The sequence below is a fragment of the Cognataquiflexum rubidum genome (assembly GCF_022538115.1).
GTDB lineage: Bacteria > Bacteroidota > Bacteroidia > Cytophagales > Cyclobacteriaceae > Cognataquiflexum > Cognataquiflexum rubidum.
Window position 1 is genome coordinate 240794 of record NZ_JAKZAL010000003.1, and the last position, 16415, is coordinate 257208.

General features: G+C 40.9%; 18 protein-coding genes and 1 pseudogene. 2 read left to right on the forward strand and 17 right to left on the reverse strand.

Features of this window, described 5'->3' with window-relative positions; all coding sequences use genetic code 11:
* The first annotated feature begins 32 nt into the window (after positions 1-32).
* The gene (gene hisB / locus MMU05_RS05230; RefSeq protein WP_241140617.1) at positions 33-1127 is read left to right on the forward strand and encodes a bifunctional histidinol-phosphatase/imidazoleglycerol-phosphate dehydratase HisB; all 1095 of its coding nucleotides are present in this window, start codon (positions 33-35) and stop codon (positions 1125-1127) included.
* A 405-nt stretch (positions 1128-1532) separates the two neighbouring features.
* On the opposite strand, the gene MMU05_RS05235 is transcribed toward hisB, so the two are convergent.
* The 5 genes from MMU05_RS05235 to MMU05_RS05255 form a co-directional block, all read right to left on the reverse strand.
* Entirely contained in the window at positions 1533-2705 is a 1173-nt protein-coding gene (locus MMU05_RS05235; protein WP_241140618.1) for a serine hydrolase domain-containing protein, read from the reverse strand.
* A gap of 3 nt (positions 2706-2708) precedes the next feature.
* Complete coding sequence (locus MMU05_RS05240; RefSeq protein ID WP_241140619.1) at positions 2709-3329, reverse strand: hypothetical protein; 621 nt, start codon at positions 3327-3329, stop codon at positions 2709-2711.
* 98 nt (positions 3330-3427) lie between these two features.
* Positions 3428-4255 carry a LytR/AlgR family response regulator transcription factor gene (locus MMU05_RS05245; RefSeq protein ID WP_241140620.1) on the reverse strand — a complete coding sequence of 276 codons (828 nt, stop codon included), beginning with the start codon at positions 4253-4255 and terminating at the stop codon, positions 3428-3430.
* A 30-nt stretch (positions 4256-4285) separates the two neighbouring features.
* Positions 4286-4705, reverse strand: a complete 420-nt coding sequence (locus MMU05_RS05250; RefSeq protein WP_241140621.1) for a putative toxin-antitoxin system toxin component, PIN family — start codon at positions 4703-4705, stop codon at positions 4286-4288.
* 4 nt (positions 4706-4709) lie between these two features.
* On the reverse strand, positions 4710-4937 hold the full coding sequence (locus MMU05_RS05255; RefSeq protein ID WP_241140622.1) for a hypothetical protein: 228 nt from the start codon (positions 4935-4937) through the stop codon (positions 4710-4712).
* A 198-nt stretch (positions 4938-5135) separates the two neighbouring features.
* Between MMU05_RS05255 and MMU05_RS05260 the strand changes: the two genes are divergently transcribed.
* On the forward strand, positions 5136-5996 hold the full coding sequence (locus MMU05_RS05260) for a serine hydrolase (protein WP_241140623.1): 861 nt from the start codon (positions 5136-5138) through the stop codon (positions 5994-5996).
* Between the two features lie 82 nt (positions 5997-6078).
* Here MMU05_RS05260 and MMU05_RS05265 read toward each other — a convergent pair whose 3' ends face one another.
* From MMU05_RS05265 to MMU05_RS05320, 12 genes and pseudogenes are all read right to left on the reverse strand, one after another.
* Positions 6079-6621: a hypothetical protein gene (locus MMU05_RS05265; protein WP_241140624.1), complete on the reverse strand. Its 543-nt coding sequence runs from the start codon at positions 6619-6621 to the stop codon at positions 6079-6081.
* Between the two features lie 166 nt (positions 6622-6787).
* Positions 6788-7678, reverse strand: coding sequence for a hypothetical protein (locus MMU05_RS05270; RefSeq protein ID WP_241140625.1), 891 nt, complete (start codon positions 7676-7678; stop codon positions 6788-6790).
* Positions 7679-7715: 37 nt separating this feature from the next.
* A complete protein-coding gene (locus MMU05_RS23060; protein WP_272493291.1) occupies positions 7716-8636 on the reverse strand; it encodes a collagen-like domain-containing protein in 921 nt (306 codons plus the stop codon).
* 376 nt (positions 8637-9012) lie between these two features.
* Positions 9013-9361: pseudogene (locus tag MMU05_RS05280) on the reverse strand (IS1595 family transposase); the annotation flags it as partial.
* A gap of 168 nt (positions 9362-9529) precedes the next feature.
* Entirely contained in the window at positions 9530-11419 is a 1890-nt protein-coding gene (locus MMU05_RS05285; protein WP_241140626.1) for a serine hydrolase domain-containing protein, read from the reverse strand.
* Positions 11420-11433: 14 nt separating this feature from the next.
* Entirely contained in the window at positions 11434-12312 is an 879-nt protein-coding gene (locus MMU05_RS05290) for an N-acetylmuramoyl-L-alanine amidase-like domain-containing protein (RefSeq protein WP_241140627.1), read from the reverse strand.
* 140 nt (positions 12313-12452) lie between these two features.
* Positions 12453-12809 carry a bleomycin resistance protein gene (locus MMU05_RS05295; protein WP_241140628.1) on the reverse strand — a complete coding sequence of 119 codons (357 nt, stop codon included), beginning with the start codon at positions 12807-12809 and terminating at the stop codon, positions 12453-12455.
* Positions 12810-12907: 98 nt separating this feature from the next.
* Positions 12908-13558 (reverse strand): hypothetical protein, encoded by a 651-nt coding sequence (locus MMU05_RS05300; protein WP_241140629.1) that lies wholly within the window; start codon positions 13556-13558, stop codon positions 12908-12910.
* A gap of 4 nt (positions 13559-13562) precedes the next feature.
* Positions 13563-14069: an RNA polymerase sigma factor gene (locus MMU05_RS05305; RefSeq protein WP_241140630.1), complete on the reverse strand. Its 507-nt coding sequence runs from the start codon at positions 14067-14069 to the stop codon at positions 13563-13565.
* A gap of 261 nt (positions 14070-14330) precedes the next feature.
* A complete protein-coding gene (locus MMU05_RS05310; RefSeq protein ID WP_241140631.1) occupies positions 14331-14708 on the reverse strand; it encodes an iron chaperone in 378 nt (125 codons plus the stop codon).
* Positions 14709-14737: 29 nt separating this feature from the next.
* On the reverse strand, positions 14738-15583 hold the full coding sequence (locus tag MMU05_RS05315) for a sulfurtransferase (protein WP_241140632.1): 846 nt from the start codon (positions 15581-15583) through the stop codon (positions 14738-14740).
* Between the two features lie 39 nt (positions 15584-15622).
* Positions 15623-16261, reverse strand: a complete 639-nt coding sequence (locus MMU05_RS05320) for a hypothetical protein (RefSeq protein ID WP_241140633.1) — start codon at positions 16259-16261, stop codon at positions 15623-15625.
* Positions 16262-16415: the final 154 nt, after the last annotated feature.

Below are 16415 nucleotides of genomic sequence, written 5' to 3' on the forward strand. Positions count from 1 at the left end.
ACCTACTAACCAATAACATTTATTTTATAATCATGAAAAAAGCACTTTTTATCGACCGGGACGGCACCATTATCGTTGAGCCGCAGACGGATTTTCAGATCGACAGTTTGGAGGATTTGGAGTTTCTCCCAGGTGTCATTTCCAACCTGAGAAAAATCGCTGAAGAATGTGATTACGAATTGGTCATGGTAACCAATCAGGACGGTATGGGGACAGCTTCTTTTCCGGAAGAAAACTTTTGGCCGGCACACAACAAGATGATGCTTACCTTGGAAAATGAGGGTGTGAAATTTGCCAAAGTCCACATCGACAAATCCTTTGACCATGAAAATCTCCCTACCCGCAAACCGGGTATCGGAATGCTCACGGAGTATTTTGATGGTTCCTATGATTTGGCAAACTCGTATGTGATCGGGGACAGAAAGACAGATATCCAATTGGCAAAAAATATGGGAGCCAAGTCCATTTATATCGGAGATCCTGACGATAAAGCGACATTCTGTACCAAAAGTTGGGATGAAATTTACAGATTCCTAAGGATGCCGGCAAGGATCGGGGAGGTTTTTCGTAAAACTTCCGAAACAGAAATCCATATCCGGGTCAATCTTGACGGCTCAGGAAAATGCGAAATCTATACCGGATTGCCGTTTTTTGACCACATGCTGGAGCAATTGGGCCGACATGGTGGAACTGACCTGCTGATTGAAGTCAAAGGCGACTTGCATATCGATGAGCACCACACGATTGAAGATACCGCTTTGGCTTTGGGTGAAGCATACCTGAAAGCTTTGGGAGACAAAAAAGGCATTTACCGCTATGGTTTCCTGTTGCCGATGGATGATGTGTTGGCACAGGTGGCAATAGATTTTGGCGGCCGGCCTTGGATGGTTTGGGATGCAGATTTCAAAAGGGAAAAAATCGGAGACATGCCGACTGAGATGTTTTTCCATTTCTTCAAATCCTTTAGCGACACTGCCAAGTGCAACCTGAACATCAAAGCCGAAGGAACCAACGAGCACCACAAGATCGAAGCGATCTTCAAAGGCCTTGCCCGCGCCATCAAAATGGCCGTCGCAAAAGACACTTCAGCCCTGAACCAATTGCCAAGTACAAAGGGGATACTCTAATTTCTAATTTGTCCAATTAATCCGATTAGTTCAAGTCTTCAGACTTGGACCATTTCTCTATTTCAAATGAGATTCTTCTCCTGTACAGCTGTCGGGATCCGCAAGCTCCGGTTCAAAATGATTTGAATCTCTTAGTCGTCACTCTGAGTGAAGCGAAGGGTCTCATCTAAGCGAAATGAGATCCTTCAGTCGTACCTCCTTCAGGATGACGCGACCATACGTCATCTTCTTTCTTAAATTAATAATTTTAACAACTTAGAAAGACGGCTCAACAACTCATCAACTCATCAACTCGACAACTCGACAATCTGACAACGCGTAGCAGACAACAACTAGAACCACTACAACAATTACAACTGAAACATCTAACCAATTAACCAATAACCAAATAACCAATAACCGTCTTCACTTCCCCAAAACCACCCCATAAATCTCCTCCAAAATCTTTTCTGCATCCTGATGAATCGGACTGTCTGTGACGGTGCCGAGGTTGATTCCGAAAAACATATAGATCTCTTTTTCTGGGAAATAGTAAAGTTGGCTGCCTGAACCCAATCCTCCGCCGCTATGCCCAATGGCCGGTTCTCGGAGGATAGTGGTGTAATCCAATCCCAAGCCATATTGCGGATCGCCGTTTTTATCTAAAACCCATTCTTTCATCAGGGTCAGGCTTTCATTTGAAACCAGTTTTCCCTCCATTAATCCTTTGAGAAACAGGATGGCCTCTTCGGCAGTGGTGATGATTCCGTCATCTCCTACCATGGAAGCGACGTTGGTATTTTGTAGGACAGAAGCGTTTTCTACAATTCCATTGCTGTACCTATCCCAATAGCCATTGACCAATTTGTCACCATAAGAATCTCCTTGTTTTATTTTGTAATAGGTGTTTTTCAATCCCAATTTCTTAAAAATATGTTCCTCCATATATTCCCCATGATCTCCATTAATGCCATCAGCGATCAAAGCCAGCAACACATAATTGGTATTGCGGTAAGAATACCTGCTGCCGGGTTCAAAATCCAATTCCTTTCCGGCAATGTATTGGATATATTCTTCCGGCTGAAAAATCCTTTCTGGGTTCTGAAGAAGCCTGGTGACATATGTCGGGGCGTAATTATATTCAGGAAGTCCCGACGTATGGTTGAGCAACATTTTGACAGTGATGCGGTCTGCATCGGGTAGCATAGCCAAAATTTCTTTTGGCAAATAATCTGAAATTTTCCCTTCTATGTCGATTTTTCCCTTTTCCGCCAACTGCATGATGGTGACCCCCATGTAGGATTTTGCGATGCTTTGGGTATAGACCAGATGGCAAGGCTGGATGGGAACCTGTCCTTCAATTTTTGCCAATCCACTGGAAAGTGTCCAAAGGTTTCCTTCCTCATTTATCGCTGCTACAACACCAGGAATTCCTACAGCCGTCAGTTTGTCCAATGCTTTCAGCAAAGCAAGGGCTTTTGGATGGGTAGGGACAGGTTTGGAATCATTGCATTGGACAACATTAAAATTCTGGGCGAAAGTAGGGGATATGATCAGGATTGCCCAAATTAAAATCAGGAGATTGCTGTACTTTTTCATGGCTTAATTTTGGGTCAGGTCTGGATAAACAGGATGGATTCTGGCTCCCATCTGGACAAAAGTCATGGGAACGACAGGAATGCTTTTGTTGTAGTTTTTCAAAAACATAACTTGATACCCTACAAACGGGGATACAAATGTTTCGGATCGGTAATGGTGATAGCCCAAAGAAACACCTACGGGGATGGCTAGCATTCCCTTTCCTAGTTTTTGGACTGTTCGCCAAGTTCCTTCTTTTTGGATAAATGATTCCGTCGGTCGGAAGGCAATGTGGTATCCGATCCCTGCTTTGATTTCTGCAAATGAATTGGAAACCAGGTATGGCCGCCAAGCCACCTGTGTAGAAAACAGCAATCCGCTTCCCATAGCTTTATTTCTAAACCAGGTAATGTCAAATTTCTGGATCCAATTGTGGTAGGAATTGTGACTGACCTCCGTCCCGATGCCGATACCGAAATTTTTAAAATTAGACTTTAGGTCCTTGAAGGGCATGGCAAAAGCTTGGAACTGAAGGGTGACGACAATCGGAAAATTTCGATAGTCTTTGGCTTTGTTGTCCTGTGCATTTCCATTTTGCGCGAGCAAAAACAGAAAGAGGCAAGGCAGTAAAAATCGTATGTTCATGTCCGTTGAATTTTTCCCAAAACTAACTTGGACAGGCTGGTCGATTTAAAAATTCCTTATTCCAATTGCTGAAATGTAGCGGATTTCCCCCCGAACTGTCAGCCCTGCGGTAAAAACCAACTCTTAAATGCAGGTGCTTTGGTGCGGCTGACCGTTAGTTCTTGCGGTGATTTGATGTCACATCTTACCTGAACAAGCAATTTCCCATTTTCCAGCCTCTTAAATCCTGTTACTATTTGCCGGCTGACCATGTATTGCCTGTTGACCCTGAAAAAATCCATTGGAGAAAGCTTCTGCTCTATTTTGTCCAATGAAAGGTCTAAAAGGTAATTCTTTCCTGAGGAGGAAATCAGTTGGACATAATCCTCTTCCACCAAAAAAAGGTCGATTTCCGAAAATTTGACCAATAGGAGTTGATTGCCGGTGCGAACCGGAAAACCATCCATTTCAGGTTTGAGGCTTTGTTTTTCTGTTTCAGCACTTTCCCATTGCCTGTAAAAAAACATCCCCACATAATAACCATTGATCACAAAAAACCAGATGCTGATGATTACCAAGTCCTTGGTGTAGAAGTGGATCGGGGCAGTTTCACCTTTGATCAATACACTCAGCAATTCCGTACTCAAAGCCAAAAACCCCAATCCAACAATCATTGTGGTGATCATTTGTATGACAATCCTTCTTAAAAAATCGGGCTTGTAGGGTATCTTTTGATCCAAGGAGAAAATAATCCACCTGACCAATAGCCAAGCAACATAGCCTTGTAGGGTATCAATTGTAAATCGAAGGAGTAAGAAACTGTTGAATTGGATATTGGAATAAGTGAGGTAATAATTGAATGCACTGATAAAAGGAATGGCTATCAAAAAAACCCAAATATCAGGATGATAAAATACTCGTCTTGAAAGAAGGTTTGGTGATGCCATGGGGAAAAATCAAAGTGGCTAAGGAAGAATTCAAGAATTTGAATCTTTCAGGAGGATTTCAAATTCTTTGATATTTAAAATGTCAACTCGTGGAAATGGAATAGATCTCAAAATTTTAAAATCTTTATCCTCAGTTACTATAAAATCAGCATTTGCAGCAATTGCGCAATCCACAAATTTATTATCATCAAAGTCTTTCTTAATCAATTCAAATTTATAATATGAATTAATAAAGTTTACGTTTTGAAGATTTTCTAACACTCCAAGAATACTTTCACTGGCAGTGGTTCCCATATGCGATGAAATAATTTCACGGTACTCAAATAAAATATCAGAAGTAATAAACAATTGAAATTGACCTGTGACCAATTTTTGAAAAATCCAATGGTGGGAGGACCGATCTGAAATACTGACTAGCAAAACATTTGTGTCAATTACAACCTTTTTCAATATCTCATTTATTATAAGGTGTTCTTAACTTTGTATTTAATAATTCATCAACCTTTTCCTCATTCCATCCTTCTTTATCCCATACTTCATTGGCAGCTTCTATTGCTTTTTTGGCAAAAAAAGAAGCCAACATTCCTTTGAGCTCAATTAGGTCTTTGTCGTCCAATTGGTGCGAAAATGCCTTAAGTAGTTCTAATTGAAGGTTAGACAATGGTCTTTCGATAGTTTCCATTTGATTCATTTTTTTTGATACTTAAATATAATTCCTTTTAGCTTAAATCAATATTTGGGCCTTAAAAAGACAATTTTCAAAGGATCAGTTTATTTGTATTAGCTTAAATTTGATTATTAAAGCCCGAGAGAAAATTTCTATTTAATGTTTTCGGTATCTAAATTCATGATAAATTCCATTTCAAAATAACCAAATTATATGCGTCTCCTTTATTTTCTTGCAGTTTTTCTTTTTGTATCTCCATTCACTTTCGCTCAAAAACAATCCCTGCAGCAGGTTTTGGAAAAGGAAACGGCAGGTTTCCGGGGGGATGTAGGCATTTATGTCCTGCATCTGAAAACAGGGGAAGAGGCGGCAATCAATGCCGATACGATATTTCCGACAGCAAGTATTGTCAAAGTACCGATTTTGGTAGGTGTGATGGACAAGATTGAAAAGGGAGAATTGGCCTATCATCAGAAAATGGTTTATAGGGATTCGATCAAATACGGCGGTTCGGGATTGATGCAATATTTCAAAGACAGTACGGAAACCGAACTCAGCGTCCTGATGTCGCTGATGATTACCTATAGTGACAATACGACCTCGCTTTGGTGTCAGTCTTTGGCGGGTGGTGGAGAGCGGATCAATGAAATTATGGAAAGCCTCGGGCTCCAACTTACCCACGTCAATTCAAGAACTCCGGGTAGGGAAGAGGACTGGAAAAAATACGGTTGGGGCCAAACCACTCCGAGGGAGATGGCCCAACTTTTAGTCAAAATCCGCAAAGGTGAAGTCATCAGTCTCGCAGCTTCGGACCGCATGTACCGGTTGATGGGCAATATTTATTATGATGAATATGCCCTGTCGGAAATCCCTGCACAGGTTCAGACCGCATCCAAACAGGGAATGGTCAATGCTTCCCGTTCAGAACTCGTGTTGGTCAATGCCCCAAAAGGAGATTATGTCTTTTATTTCGCCACCAAAAATAATGAGGACCAACGATGGGAAGACGACAACGAAGCACAGTTATTGCAAAAAAGGATTTCCAAGGTTTTGTGGGAATGGTTTGAAAAGTGATGAAAAAGCAATTTATTGACTGGGTCAAAATTACCAATGGCGATGAGATAGGCATTCATTCAATAATTTTATGGAAAATTATCTAGTTGGAAAAAAAAGAAAAATCTCTCGGCAACAATTTACTCGCGAATTTCGAAGGGATTTTTTTCGTCTCTTGATATTCTGACAATATTTTGTACAAATTATTCTTGGTGTATTTGGATCGTCCAACCGTCACAATCGCTGTTCCCGCAGCGAGTCCTAACAAAGCAATTTCTCCTCCGGGGTCATTTTTCTCTTCAGGCATTTGACCAGTTAAAACTCCGCCTACTAAACCTAAAACCTGGTCAGCAGCATTTGCCGAAGTCACTACCAAACCGATCAATATTCCACTGCCACCAACGATCAATCCTGATGTGGTAGCGCTTTTCCTTTTTCGAAAAAACATATTGACAACCGCCGTCAGCGAATCTGATTTTGATGCCATAGCCAAAAATTCATACTTAGACATTTGGGAAGGCTCTTTGACTCCGGAATTTTGTTGGGCAATTGCTTCAGAAAATATAAGGGCAGAAGATATCGTTAAAATAAGAATTAGTTTCATAAGAAATTGGTTATTTTTTCTATTAAAATAATTCTTTTTCATAAAAAACAAAAGCAGCATTATCTTGAATTTCAGTGATATAAGCTTGGGTTTAAGAAAAGGGGGAATTGAGTTTATTTTAATTTTAAAGGTTTATTTTTAAATAAACTTTAATAGGGATTTCAACTTGGATATTGCAATCAAACCAAGATACATAACCATGGGAAATTCAGTTTTCCAGGTTTAGCTCTTTTCTCAAAAACTCATCTTCGACCTTGTTTTTGGTCCAATAGTCCGCAATTTTCAGGCCTTTTCGGGTTGCTTTGGTGATTTCTTTGGTTCCGTCGGATTTGGTTTGGATTTCTTCCCAACCCATAATCTGATAGGGAAATCCCTTTTCGAAGTCAATCTTCAAAACCCTGCTACCCGAAGCGTACGCTACTTCCACCTGACTTCTGCCTGCACTGAGATCCAAAACACGGATAAATGCCTCTTCTGTTTTGAATTCCTGATGGGTGAATCTTTGGTGAAAAAGAGAAGGCAGCATCTGCATGCTTCCTGTCGGAATTTGCTTGGGATCGATGCGGATCAGATTCCAAAGATCATCTTCCGCCATGCCGCTAAATGAAAACGTATCGTCACCTTCCTTTTCGAAGTAGGAAAAAATCTTGCCGTTGTAACTGTCAGTACTTTTGAGATTGAGTTGGGTGAATGAATGACCGCACCATTCCTGGGAAGAAGCTGTAAATTTCAATCCCTGACTTTGCTCTTTGGTAGGCGTAAAAGCCGACATCATCATGTGGTAAGGATAAATGCCCGTCACAAAATCCCTCGTTTGGTTCATCTTCAAGACAGAAATTTTATCCGAAGAACTTCCCTCCGGATCATCTAACTTGACTTGCTTTTTTCTCGAAAAATCCTCGGTGACAAAAATCAAAACCGCCTCGCCTTCTCTCGCTTCTCCATATCGGTATTGAGTCAGATCAAAACTGCTGATTTCCGCTTTTCCCTGAAACCAATACTTGCCCCATTGTTCAAAATCGATGCCCGAACGCATGGGCTTAGAACAGGAAGCCAAAAAGATAAATAGCAATGACAGGGAAACAAAATAGATGCGCATACAATCTGGTTTTTTTTCAATTTAAGAAATCTTTGGATCAATCCGGGATTTTGTAGTATGCTTTTACTGCTTTGTAGTCCTTCAGGTTGATGGGAGCCATCCTTCCTGAACTTGGAGTGCCGCCCGGAATAATTATATACCTGAAACTGGCATCGCCACCTATTGGACCAGGTGAGGTATTATCTTCATTTGAGATAGCAATCTGAATCTTGTTTAACTGAAGGTAGTGGATCAGTCTTTGATTTTTAGTTTGGGTGATGGGTTGCGAAATAGGAAGTGGTTGAACCATATCAGGGAAAAAGTCAAATTTCACATACACCATTACTGTCCCCCTATCGATAATTTGGGAAGTTATTTTGGTTTCGTCAATGGTATAAATTTTTCTGACTTGGGTAAGGAAAAGGGTGTTATTACTCCATTTTGACTCTTCAAATCGGATCCAACCTGAATAAATTACATTTGCCGTTCCGGTTTCGCCTTGAGGACCCTGTTCTCCTTGAGGCCCGGTCGGTCCGGTCTCTCCTTGAGGCCCGGTCGGTCCAGTCTCTCCTTGAGGTCCGGCAGGACCAGTTGGGCCTTGCGGTCCATTTTCCCCTTGCGGTCCTCCTGGCCCTGTTGGCCCGACCTCTCCCCTTGGTCCTGTGGGTCCTTGTGGCCCGGCAGGTCCTTGTGGCCCTGCTATTCCTTGAGGTCCTACTGGTCCCTGAGGCCCGGCTTCACCTTGAGGTCCTGTTGGTCCCTGAGGCCCGGTTTCACCTTGGGGACCTTGGGCTCCATCCTGTCCCGGCTCTCCCTGTTCCCCTTGCACACCTTGCACACCTTGCACACCTTGTTCCCCTTGTTCCCCTCTTGGGCCCTCCACCACTATAGGATCTCGTGTAGGTTCTTCATCTTTTACACAGGAGTAAGTGATAAATAATATTGTTAAAGACAAGCAAAACTTGAATAAAGCTCTCATACCATTCCTTTTTAACTGAAAATACAGATATTGTTGAAAAATTCTGAAAATAATATTGATCTAAACTTTCAGACTAATGTTGTCTTTTTTTTAAAATAAATTGATCGATTTAATGTCATTTGAAGGCCATGTGTGTAGGTTAATACACAGTTTGGGGTGGTTTCAAATTAGATCATTTAAAATCCCATAGTTTAAATCCCACTTAATTTATGCTTTCATACACATAAAAAAAAATTTATGGTCTATAATTATGTACTGAGGTGATCATTTAGCATCATATTATTGAAGAGGTAAATAGTTTTTCAGCTAAAACCATTCTTTTTATTCCATACCCTCTGCCTACGTGTCCTGTTTCCTTGCCGCCAAGTAGGAACTATCCAAATCCACTGTTCAGGGGTTGAGTCTCACTTGATTTCATCGCCTCACGCGCATTGTGCATGAACATCCTGGCTGTTTGAGAACGAACAGCATAGCGTTATCCACCTGAAGGACTGAAAGACTTTTGGTGGTAGTTGCCATTTCAAAGCAGATGTAAAATGCCTTCAATAGCCCAAACTTCACCATATTAAACAGAGTACTATTGCTCGGGCTTTTCGTATCACTACATGTATTGCAGGTTCTGGAGTAGTCTTTGCGGATTTGACTTCCTTGATGGCCGCACTTTCTGCATATAAGGTTCTGATTCTACTTCAATTTGAGGTATTCTTTAAATCTTCTTCGATAATAAAGCGTTCAGTAAGCTCTATAATCCCTTGTCCTTAAAAAATGTCCATTCCCTTCATTTGATTGAGGATAATGATATGAAATTAGGTAATTATCTCGGCTTCATTGTTTGCTAAATCAATATTACTCCGCAGGGTTTTAAGAATTTCCTTAAATTATTTTATACTTAATCAACTCCATGTAATCAATGGGATCACTTTCTGTGTAATCAGGAAAATCGAAACCATAAAATGAAAGCAAGTGAGCGCAATGATTGGCCAAGTTACCCACCTGCTTTGGGGAAATCTTTTTGAAAGAAACAGAATAATAGCAGAGGTCAGAGAACCCAACACAAAAAGGATGGAGCAAAACAGAACACCAATTGACAAATAACTTGGTGTGGAAAAAAGTAAATCTGCGCCTTCAATATTCATTCTGGGAATAAAAAACATAAGGAATATGGATAGGCTAGTACAAGTTGGCAGGATTGATATTTTCAAGAGATTAGCATATTTAGCTCTATTTCTAAGGAAAAGGATAAGGCTTAAGACAGCAATAAATGCTCCCAAAACCATCAAAATAACCCATATCACCAAAATTGAAATTTGCCCAAATACCCTAAATCCTGATATAGGCTTAAAGACAAACCTTTCTGTATAAAGCACTTTACCTTCCAAAGGATCGGAATCCTGAACCAAACCTATCTTCCCGCTATTCCCATAAGTGTATTCAGTTGGAGAAACAGGATAGTAAGTTGATTTGCCACCGGGAAGGATCCAAGCCATGGTCAGGTGGTCCTCATGTACTTCCACTTTTTCGATATTGAAGATCAGGTCCTGGTAAAACCGGTCTTGATTTCTGGGATTGATAGCCAAATAATAGCCGTCCTTAATATGAGTTTCGCCTTGATATTTTGCTTTATGATTTGGTCCTAAATGTAAATCGGCAGTTTCAAAATCCCGGATAAGGGTGGATATCTCCTGCATGGCAGTGCCATTATTAGCGTTCATCAATATTACATGTCCGATCTTTTCCTCAGGTAAATATGCCAATTCCGAAAGCCCTCCATCCATAGCGCCACTATGACCGTGGTAAGTAAAGTTGTTATGGAAAGAAGTTTGGTTTCCCAAGCCGTAACCCAATTCCAATCCGATATCAGATCCGGAACTGTTGTAGGGAATTTCCATTCGGTCTATTGATTCGCTTTTTAAAAATTGGACACTATCCAAACTACCTCGGTTTAGTAACAATCGGAGAATTTGAGAAATATCTACTATAGAGGAATTGAGCGCTGAGGATGGCCGGAAAAGCTCATTTTTGTAAGCGATTTCCTTCATTTCCCAATTGTATGTTTCCGCTCCCCACTTTTGAAATATTTTATCATTGAAAAAAGTAGAATGGTTCATCATAAGCGGTTTAAAAATCGATTCCTTTACATAATCTTCATATTTTAAACCGATTACCTTTTCGACAATATATGCCGCAACCGCATACCCTGAATTGCAATAGGCCATTCTCGTACCAGGAATCCATCTTGAAGTCCTCGAGTGTGGATGAAACTCCAAAGCATCTTTCAATGAAATGGGAGGATGCTGATTGTGAACCATTTCTACCAAGTGAATTTCATCCCATCCTGTAGTATGTTCCAGGAGGTGAATAATCCTTACGGGATGTTCTTCTTCCCATTGATTTTCAAACTTTACTTCAGGAACAATACTTTTCACTTCATCTTCCAATGTTAATTTTCCTTCTTCCTGAAGCTTGAGAATCGAAAGCGCAACAAACATTTTGGATAAAGATGCAATCCGGAACATTGAATTTTCATTATCCTTTTCAGCAATTTCTTGATCTGAATTACCTAAAACCTCAAGCCAAACATTTCCTTCTTCATTTAACAATGCTATGCCGACCTTGAGGTTTTGGTGTTGGGAAATGACATGTTTTATGTTGATTTTAAGCTCGTTTAATTTTGTGTCGGAAATAGAATCATTTTGAAAATCGTAATTCGATTTTCCAAAACAAAAAATACTATTCAGAAATAGTAGGGTGGTCAGGAGGAAAAATATTGGCTTTTTAAACATAGTATCAATTCTGCTCAATTTGCAAGGGCCACCAACCGGCTTACCATAATCCCGGATTGGGATTTGTTAGCCATAAGGTAGTCGCTCAAGGGCTTTTCCGAAATCTCTACTTTTTTGGATCCCGAACTCGCATGGAGCAAATGGATCCGGCCTTCTTTTTCGATGGCAAATCCCACATGGACAATGTCCAAATTGGTCATCGAAGTGGTAATGGCAATCAAGTCTCCCGAATTGATTTTGTTTTCGTGAGTTCTAATTTCGGTCTTCGGCAAAAAGTAATACTTCCGGGATTTTATTTCAGATTCGGTTTCTTTGAGTTGATTGATATAATCCGGATTGGAAAGCTGTGGATAGAATTTTGGGTTGGAAGTCATGAAGGATGGATTGTTTTCGTAGACACTTCCACCGATTTCTTTGCTGATATCCTTCAAAATCCCTTTCTCTTCATTCTGAAAAATCCAGTCTGAGAAATAATGCAAACGGGAAGAATACCCATCATTGACCCCATGCCGGTATCTTAATTTTTCCAGTTCTTGGGTGTAAGCTTCAAAAGTAAATTCCCCTGCCTTGGCTGTCCTTGCCAATGAGACCACAGTTTCCAAATACGTGGTACAATCCAAACCCATCAAGTTCACTACCAGTTTTTCCTCGCCGGGAAGTTCCAAAGTTTTCTCCACATAAGGTGTATTCAAAAACCAAGAGCCGATTTCGATGGTCAGGTCATTCATGGACTTTTGGGAATGGTTCTGCTGTGAAAGCATGTTCAAAGCCGAATCTAGCCTTTGACGGCTTTCCAAAGTGCATACAGTTTGAGCCTGTAGTGAAACAGGAAAGGAGAAAAGGATAAAGAGGATCAACCGCATGAAAATGGCCATAGGAAGGTTCTTTGACAAATTGCATGATTTTTTTGAAAATGTCATGCTATTTTTAAATTGAATGTAGGGTTGGCGGACTTTCAAAGATTCCATTAATATCTTATTCTCCACATCCACATTGGAAAGTTGCAGAATAGAGTCAAATTCCCTAGATTTTTCTAAATGTCTTGCCCAAAAGTCAGCAAATTATGGTCAGGATCAAGAAGAGAAAATTCCTTCATTCCCCAAGGTTTGGCCTGTAATTGCCCGTTTGGATGAATGGGAATTTTTTTGTCCAATAGGGACTTATAAAATACATCGATATCGTCAGTCCTGATGTAAACCTGTCCATAATTTTCTTTAGGATCGAGAGCCTTGAATTCAAAAAAGTGGATCTCAATTTTATCCTTATATAACATCAGGTAACCCTCATAATCCGCATTTCCATTTTCCTGAAAGCCCAATTTGTTGATGTAATACTCCCTTGTAATGGCTTTGTTACGCATGGGAAGTTTGGGATGGATTTCGGTGAGCATGGCTGATAGAGAATAATTAGATGTGGAAGAAATGAAATGAATCGATGGTACTATGCGATTAAAATTACTCAGTTTTGATAGCAAATCAAATCCTTCGGTCAACCTTCCTTTTTAGCTTCTTCGATCTGTTGCAATAGATCTGCTGACTTCATCATCGGATCCCATTCTTTACCGCTTAAGAGAAACTTAAACCATTTTTTGTCCCGGTTTTCAAATCTGATATTTTTGAAAAGCCAGATCCCAAGATAGGCCATACCCAATGCGACCCCTACAATAATGCTGATTTGAAATACATGGAGGTTTTGGAACAAATCTTTGGTCCAATAGAAAACCGTCCAAGCCGGAAGTTGCAAAAACAGTAATCTGGTAATCCAGATGGTGCTTGACTTCAATTTGGCGATTTTTTCTTGGGTGCTGAGAATCGGTTCGTTGATGTCTACAAGATTGATCAGCACGAGCTGATAGAGGTAAACTCCGATAGAAAGTTTGGTGAGGAGGATGTGAAATCCAATTGAGATCAAAAACATCGGACTGGCATATGCCCAAACGTTAAAAACAATGAGATCCAAAAAACCCACCCAGACGATACCCACAATGATGGCAAAGATTTTTATCGGCTGCATTCCGGAAAGGAGCGATTTGACTTTGATTTTGGTGATTTCTTCTGCGTTTTGTCTATTCAGCACAAGATTTTGGGAAAGCTTTCGGTCATAAGATTCCCAAAGGGCGAGGAGTTGGTTTTCTTCCATGGTTTTATCTGTTTATGGTAGCAAATTTTTGTTTGAGGGTCTGTTTGATGCGGGAGACTTTGGTCGAGACATTGGAGACAGTGAGTCCGAGGATGTCGGCGATTTCCTGTTGGCTGTTTCCTTCGAGATAAAGGAGAATCACCGCCCTGTCGATTTCTTTCAGTTCTCTGATGAATTTCTGAAGCATATCAAGGTCTTCATTCTGTTCGATCGGGAGTTTTTCGACCGGAAGGGAAATAATTTCCTCAGGAAATGGTTGGCTTATCCTGCCCCTGCGGCTTTCTTTTCTGTAAAAAGAAATGGACACATTGAGCGCAATCCTGTACATCCAGGTACTCAGCTTGAAACTCGGGTCATATTTGGGAAAGCTGAGCCACAACTGCAAAATGATCTCTTGGATCAGGTCTTTGCGGTTTTCTTCATCCCGACAATAGGAGTTGGCGACCTTGTAGATGATGCCTTTGTTGGCATCTATGACTTTCAGAAATGAGGTCGAATCCCTAGTAAACATGGTGTGGCTGCGGTTGTAGGACCGGATCTGAACTTTGTTTTGTTGAATATGGCAAATTTTCCATGATTGAAAACAGGTTTGATGGAGTTGTTTACCCAATTATTCGCCTGAGGTCAAAAAATCTCACAGTTGAGGTAGAAAAAGGGGAAAGGATTCTTTAAAATCAAAAAACCATGCTTTTCAGAAAATCTATTAAATCATTAATCCCTTAATTGTTTAAAATAATACGCTACATCCGTCAACTGTCATCGGACTTTTAAATCACCTTTTCTTTTTCAAAGGTTTACTATTTCTCAGGTTTTCATCCAACCTAAAAATCACAATATCTGATATCAGGTCCAATGGAAGCGGTTTATCCAAGGGGAACTGAACAGTTCCTTTGGCGGTGTTAAATGCGGCAAGCTCTTTCTTAAATTCCGCTATTCCCGAAGCGCCCGGATAGAAGCCAAAGTGGGATTTATATGCCGCAAAGTGGACAAGATTGCCATGAATCTTAAAAGTCGGGATGCCATAATTGATGCATTCTTCTGCTTCAGGTGCGGCTTGCCTGATCGTGTTTCGGATGACTTGGAGCTTTTCCTGAATGTCCTCCGGAAATTCCGAGATATAAGCGTCGGTGTCTTTGGCGGCTGGTTTCATGGGTTCAAAGAAGTTTAAAAATTAAAAGTTTATCCTAATTCTGTCGCTATTTCTCTGCCGTTCCTTGACCATTCACTCCAAGAACCCACATACAGTTTGGGGATTTCCATTCCTGCATGCGCCAAAGCCAATAGTGTGTGGCAGGCCGTGACACCTGAACCGCAATGCACGATAACGTTTTCGGCAGATTTTCCTTCCAAGGCTTTCTCATATTTCGCTTTGAGTTCTGCAGGAGAAAGAAACAATCCTTTTGGATCAAGGTTGGAGGCAAAGGGGATATTCACCGCACCGGGGATGTGACCCGCTACCAAGTCAATGGGTTCTTTTTCTCCCCGGTACCTTTCATTTTCACGCACATCGATGATGAGGTAGTTTTTGTCTTTGGTGACTTTGTCGATTTCTGAGATGTCTGAAATGCGCAATTTCCATAGATTCACTTTGTAAATTCCCTTTACAGGGGTTTTTTCCAACTCTGTACTTATCGGAAATCCAGCTTGGATCGCTGCATCCATTCCTCCATCCAAAACCTTGATTTTTTCGTGGCCTACTGCTTTCATCATCCACCAAAATCTTGCTGCAGCATTTGCTCCGTTTTTGTCATCATAGACGACTACATGCGAGTCAGGGCTGATGCCAAGCGACTCCAAAAGTAGGGAGAATCTCGCTGCGTCAGGCAAAGGATGTCTTCCACCATCCGCATAATCCGCCTTGATATCGGACAGTTGACTGTTCAGATCGACATGCAAAGCGCCTTGGAGATGGGATTTGTCGTAGTTTTCTTTGCCAAATCTGGCGTCAATCAGCACGAATGCTGGCGAAGCTGATAAGGTTTGTAAATCAGAAGCTGATATGATCGGGGATATCGATTTGTTCATTTTGTGGGTCTTATCTGGAAATGGGAAAAAGCAAATTCCTTAAAATTTGAACCAAGGATAGGGTTCATTGACAAAATCCAAAGCTCTCGGCAATCCGTCCCCGGGGAGAAGTTTCAGTTCGGGCTGCATGGACGGGTTGGAGGGATAGGTTTTCCCATCAAATTTAACAATCCTGTATTTTCCGCCGGACAAAATGAACAGGTCTTTCCAGCCATTTGACTTGGTATTGTCGATCACTACAGGGTAATCTGAAACTGTGAATTGTGTGATGACATTGCCTTCACGGCCCAAAATCATCTGGGTACAGCCACCTGAACCGCAAAAGTACGGTCCGGTAAATCCCACCATGATTTCTTTGTTGCCATCTTCATTGAGGTCATATTCAAAGAAGATAAACTTCCTACTGTATTCGTCGATGATGTCCTTTTCCAGATCATCTTTGAACAAGGTTTGAACAGTCTTCCTGACCAATTCAGCGGTTTCTTTTGCGCTGCTGTTGACACCATAAAGATTTCCCGGAATGGTGTCAGTCGGATCCGGATCGTAGATTTCTTCGGGTATATCGGTTTCTGTTTGGACGCTGTCAGCTTCGGTACTTTCTTGAGAGCTTGGAGATTGACAGCCTACGACCGACAAAACTAGAAAGCCGAGGAGGAAGGATATTTGGTTTTGGGACATGATAAAAAAGGTTGGTGTGAATTTATTTTTGGATAGATGTAATTACAACCCCAATATAATTCATTGCCTTTTCAAAAGTCTCAATCTGCGAAAACTTCCATCCAAGAATTTTTCATTTCCTTTAGTTATTTCTATGGATTAGGCAATCCTCCTG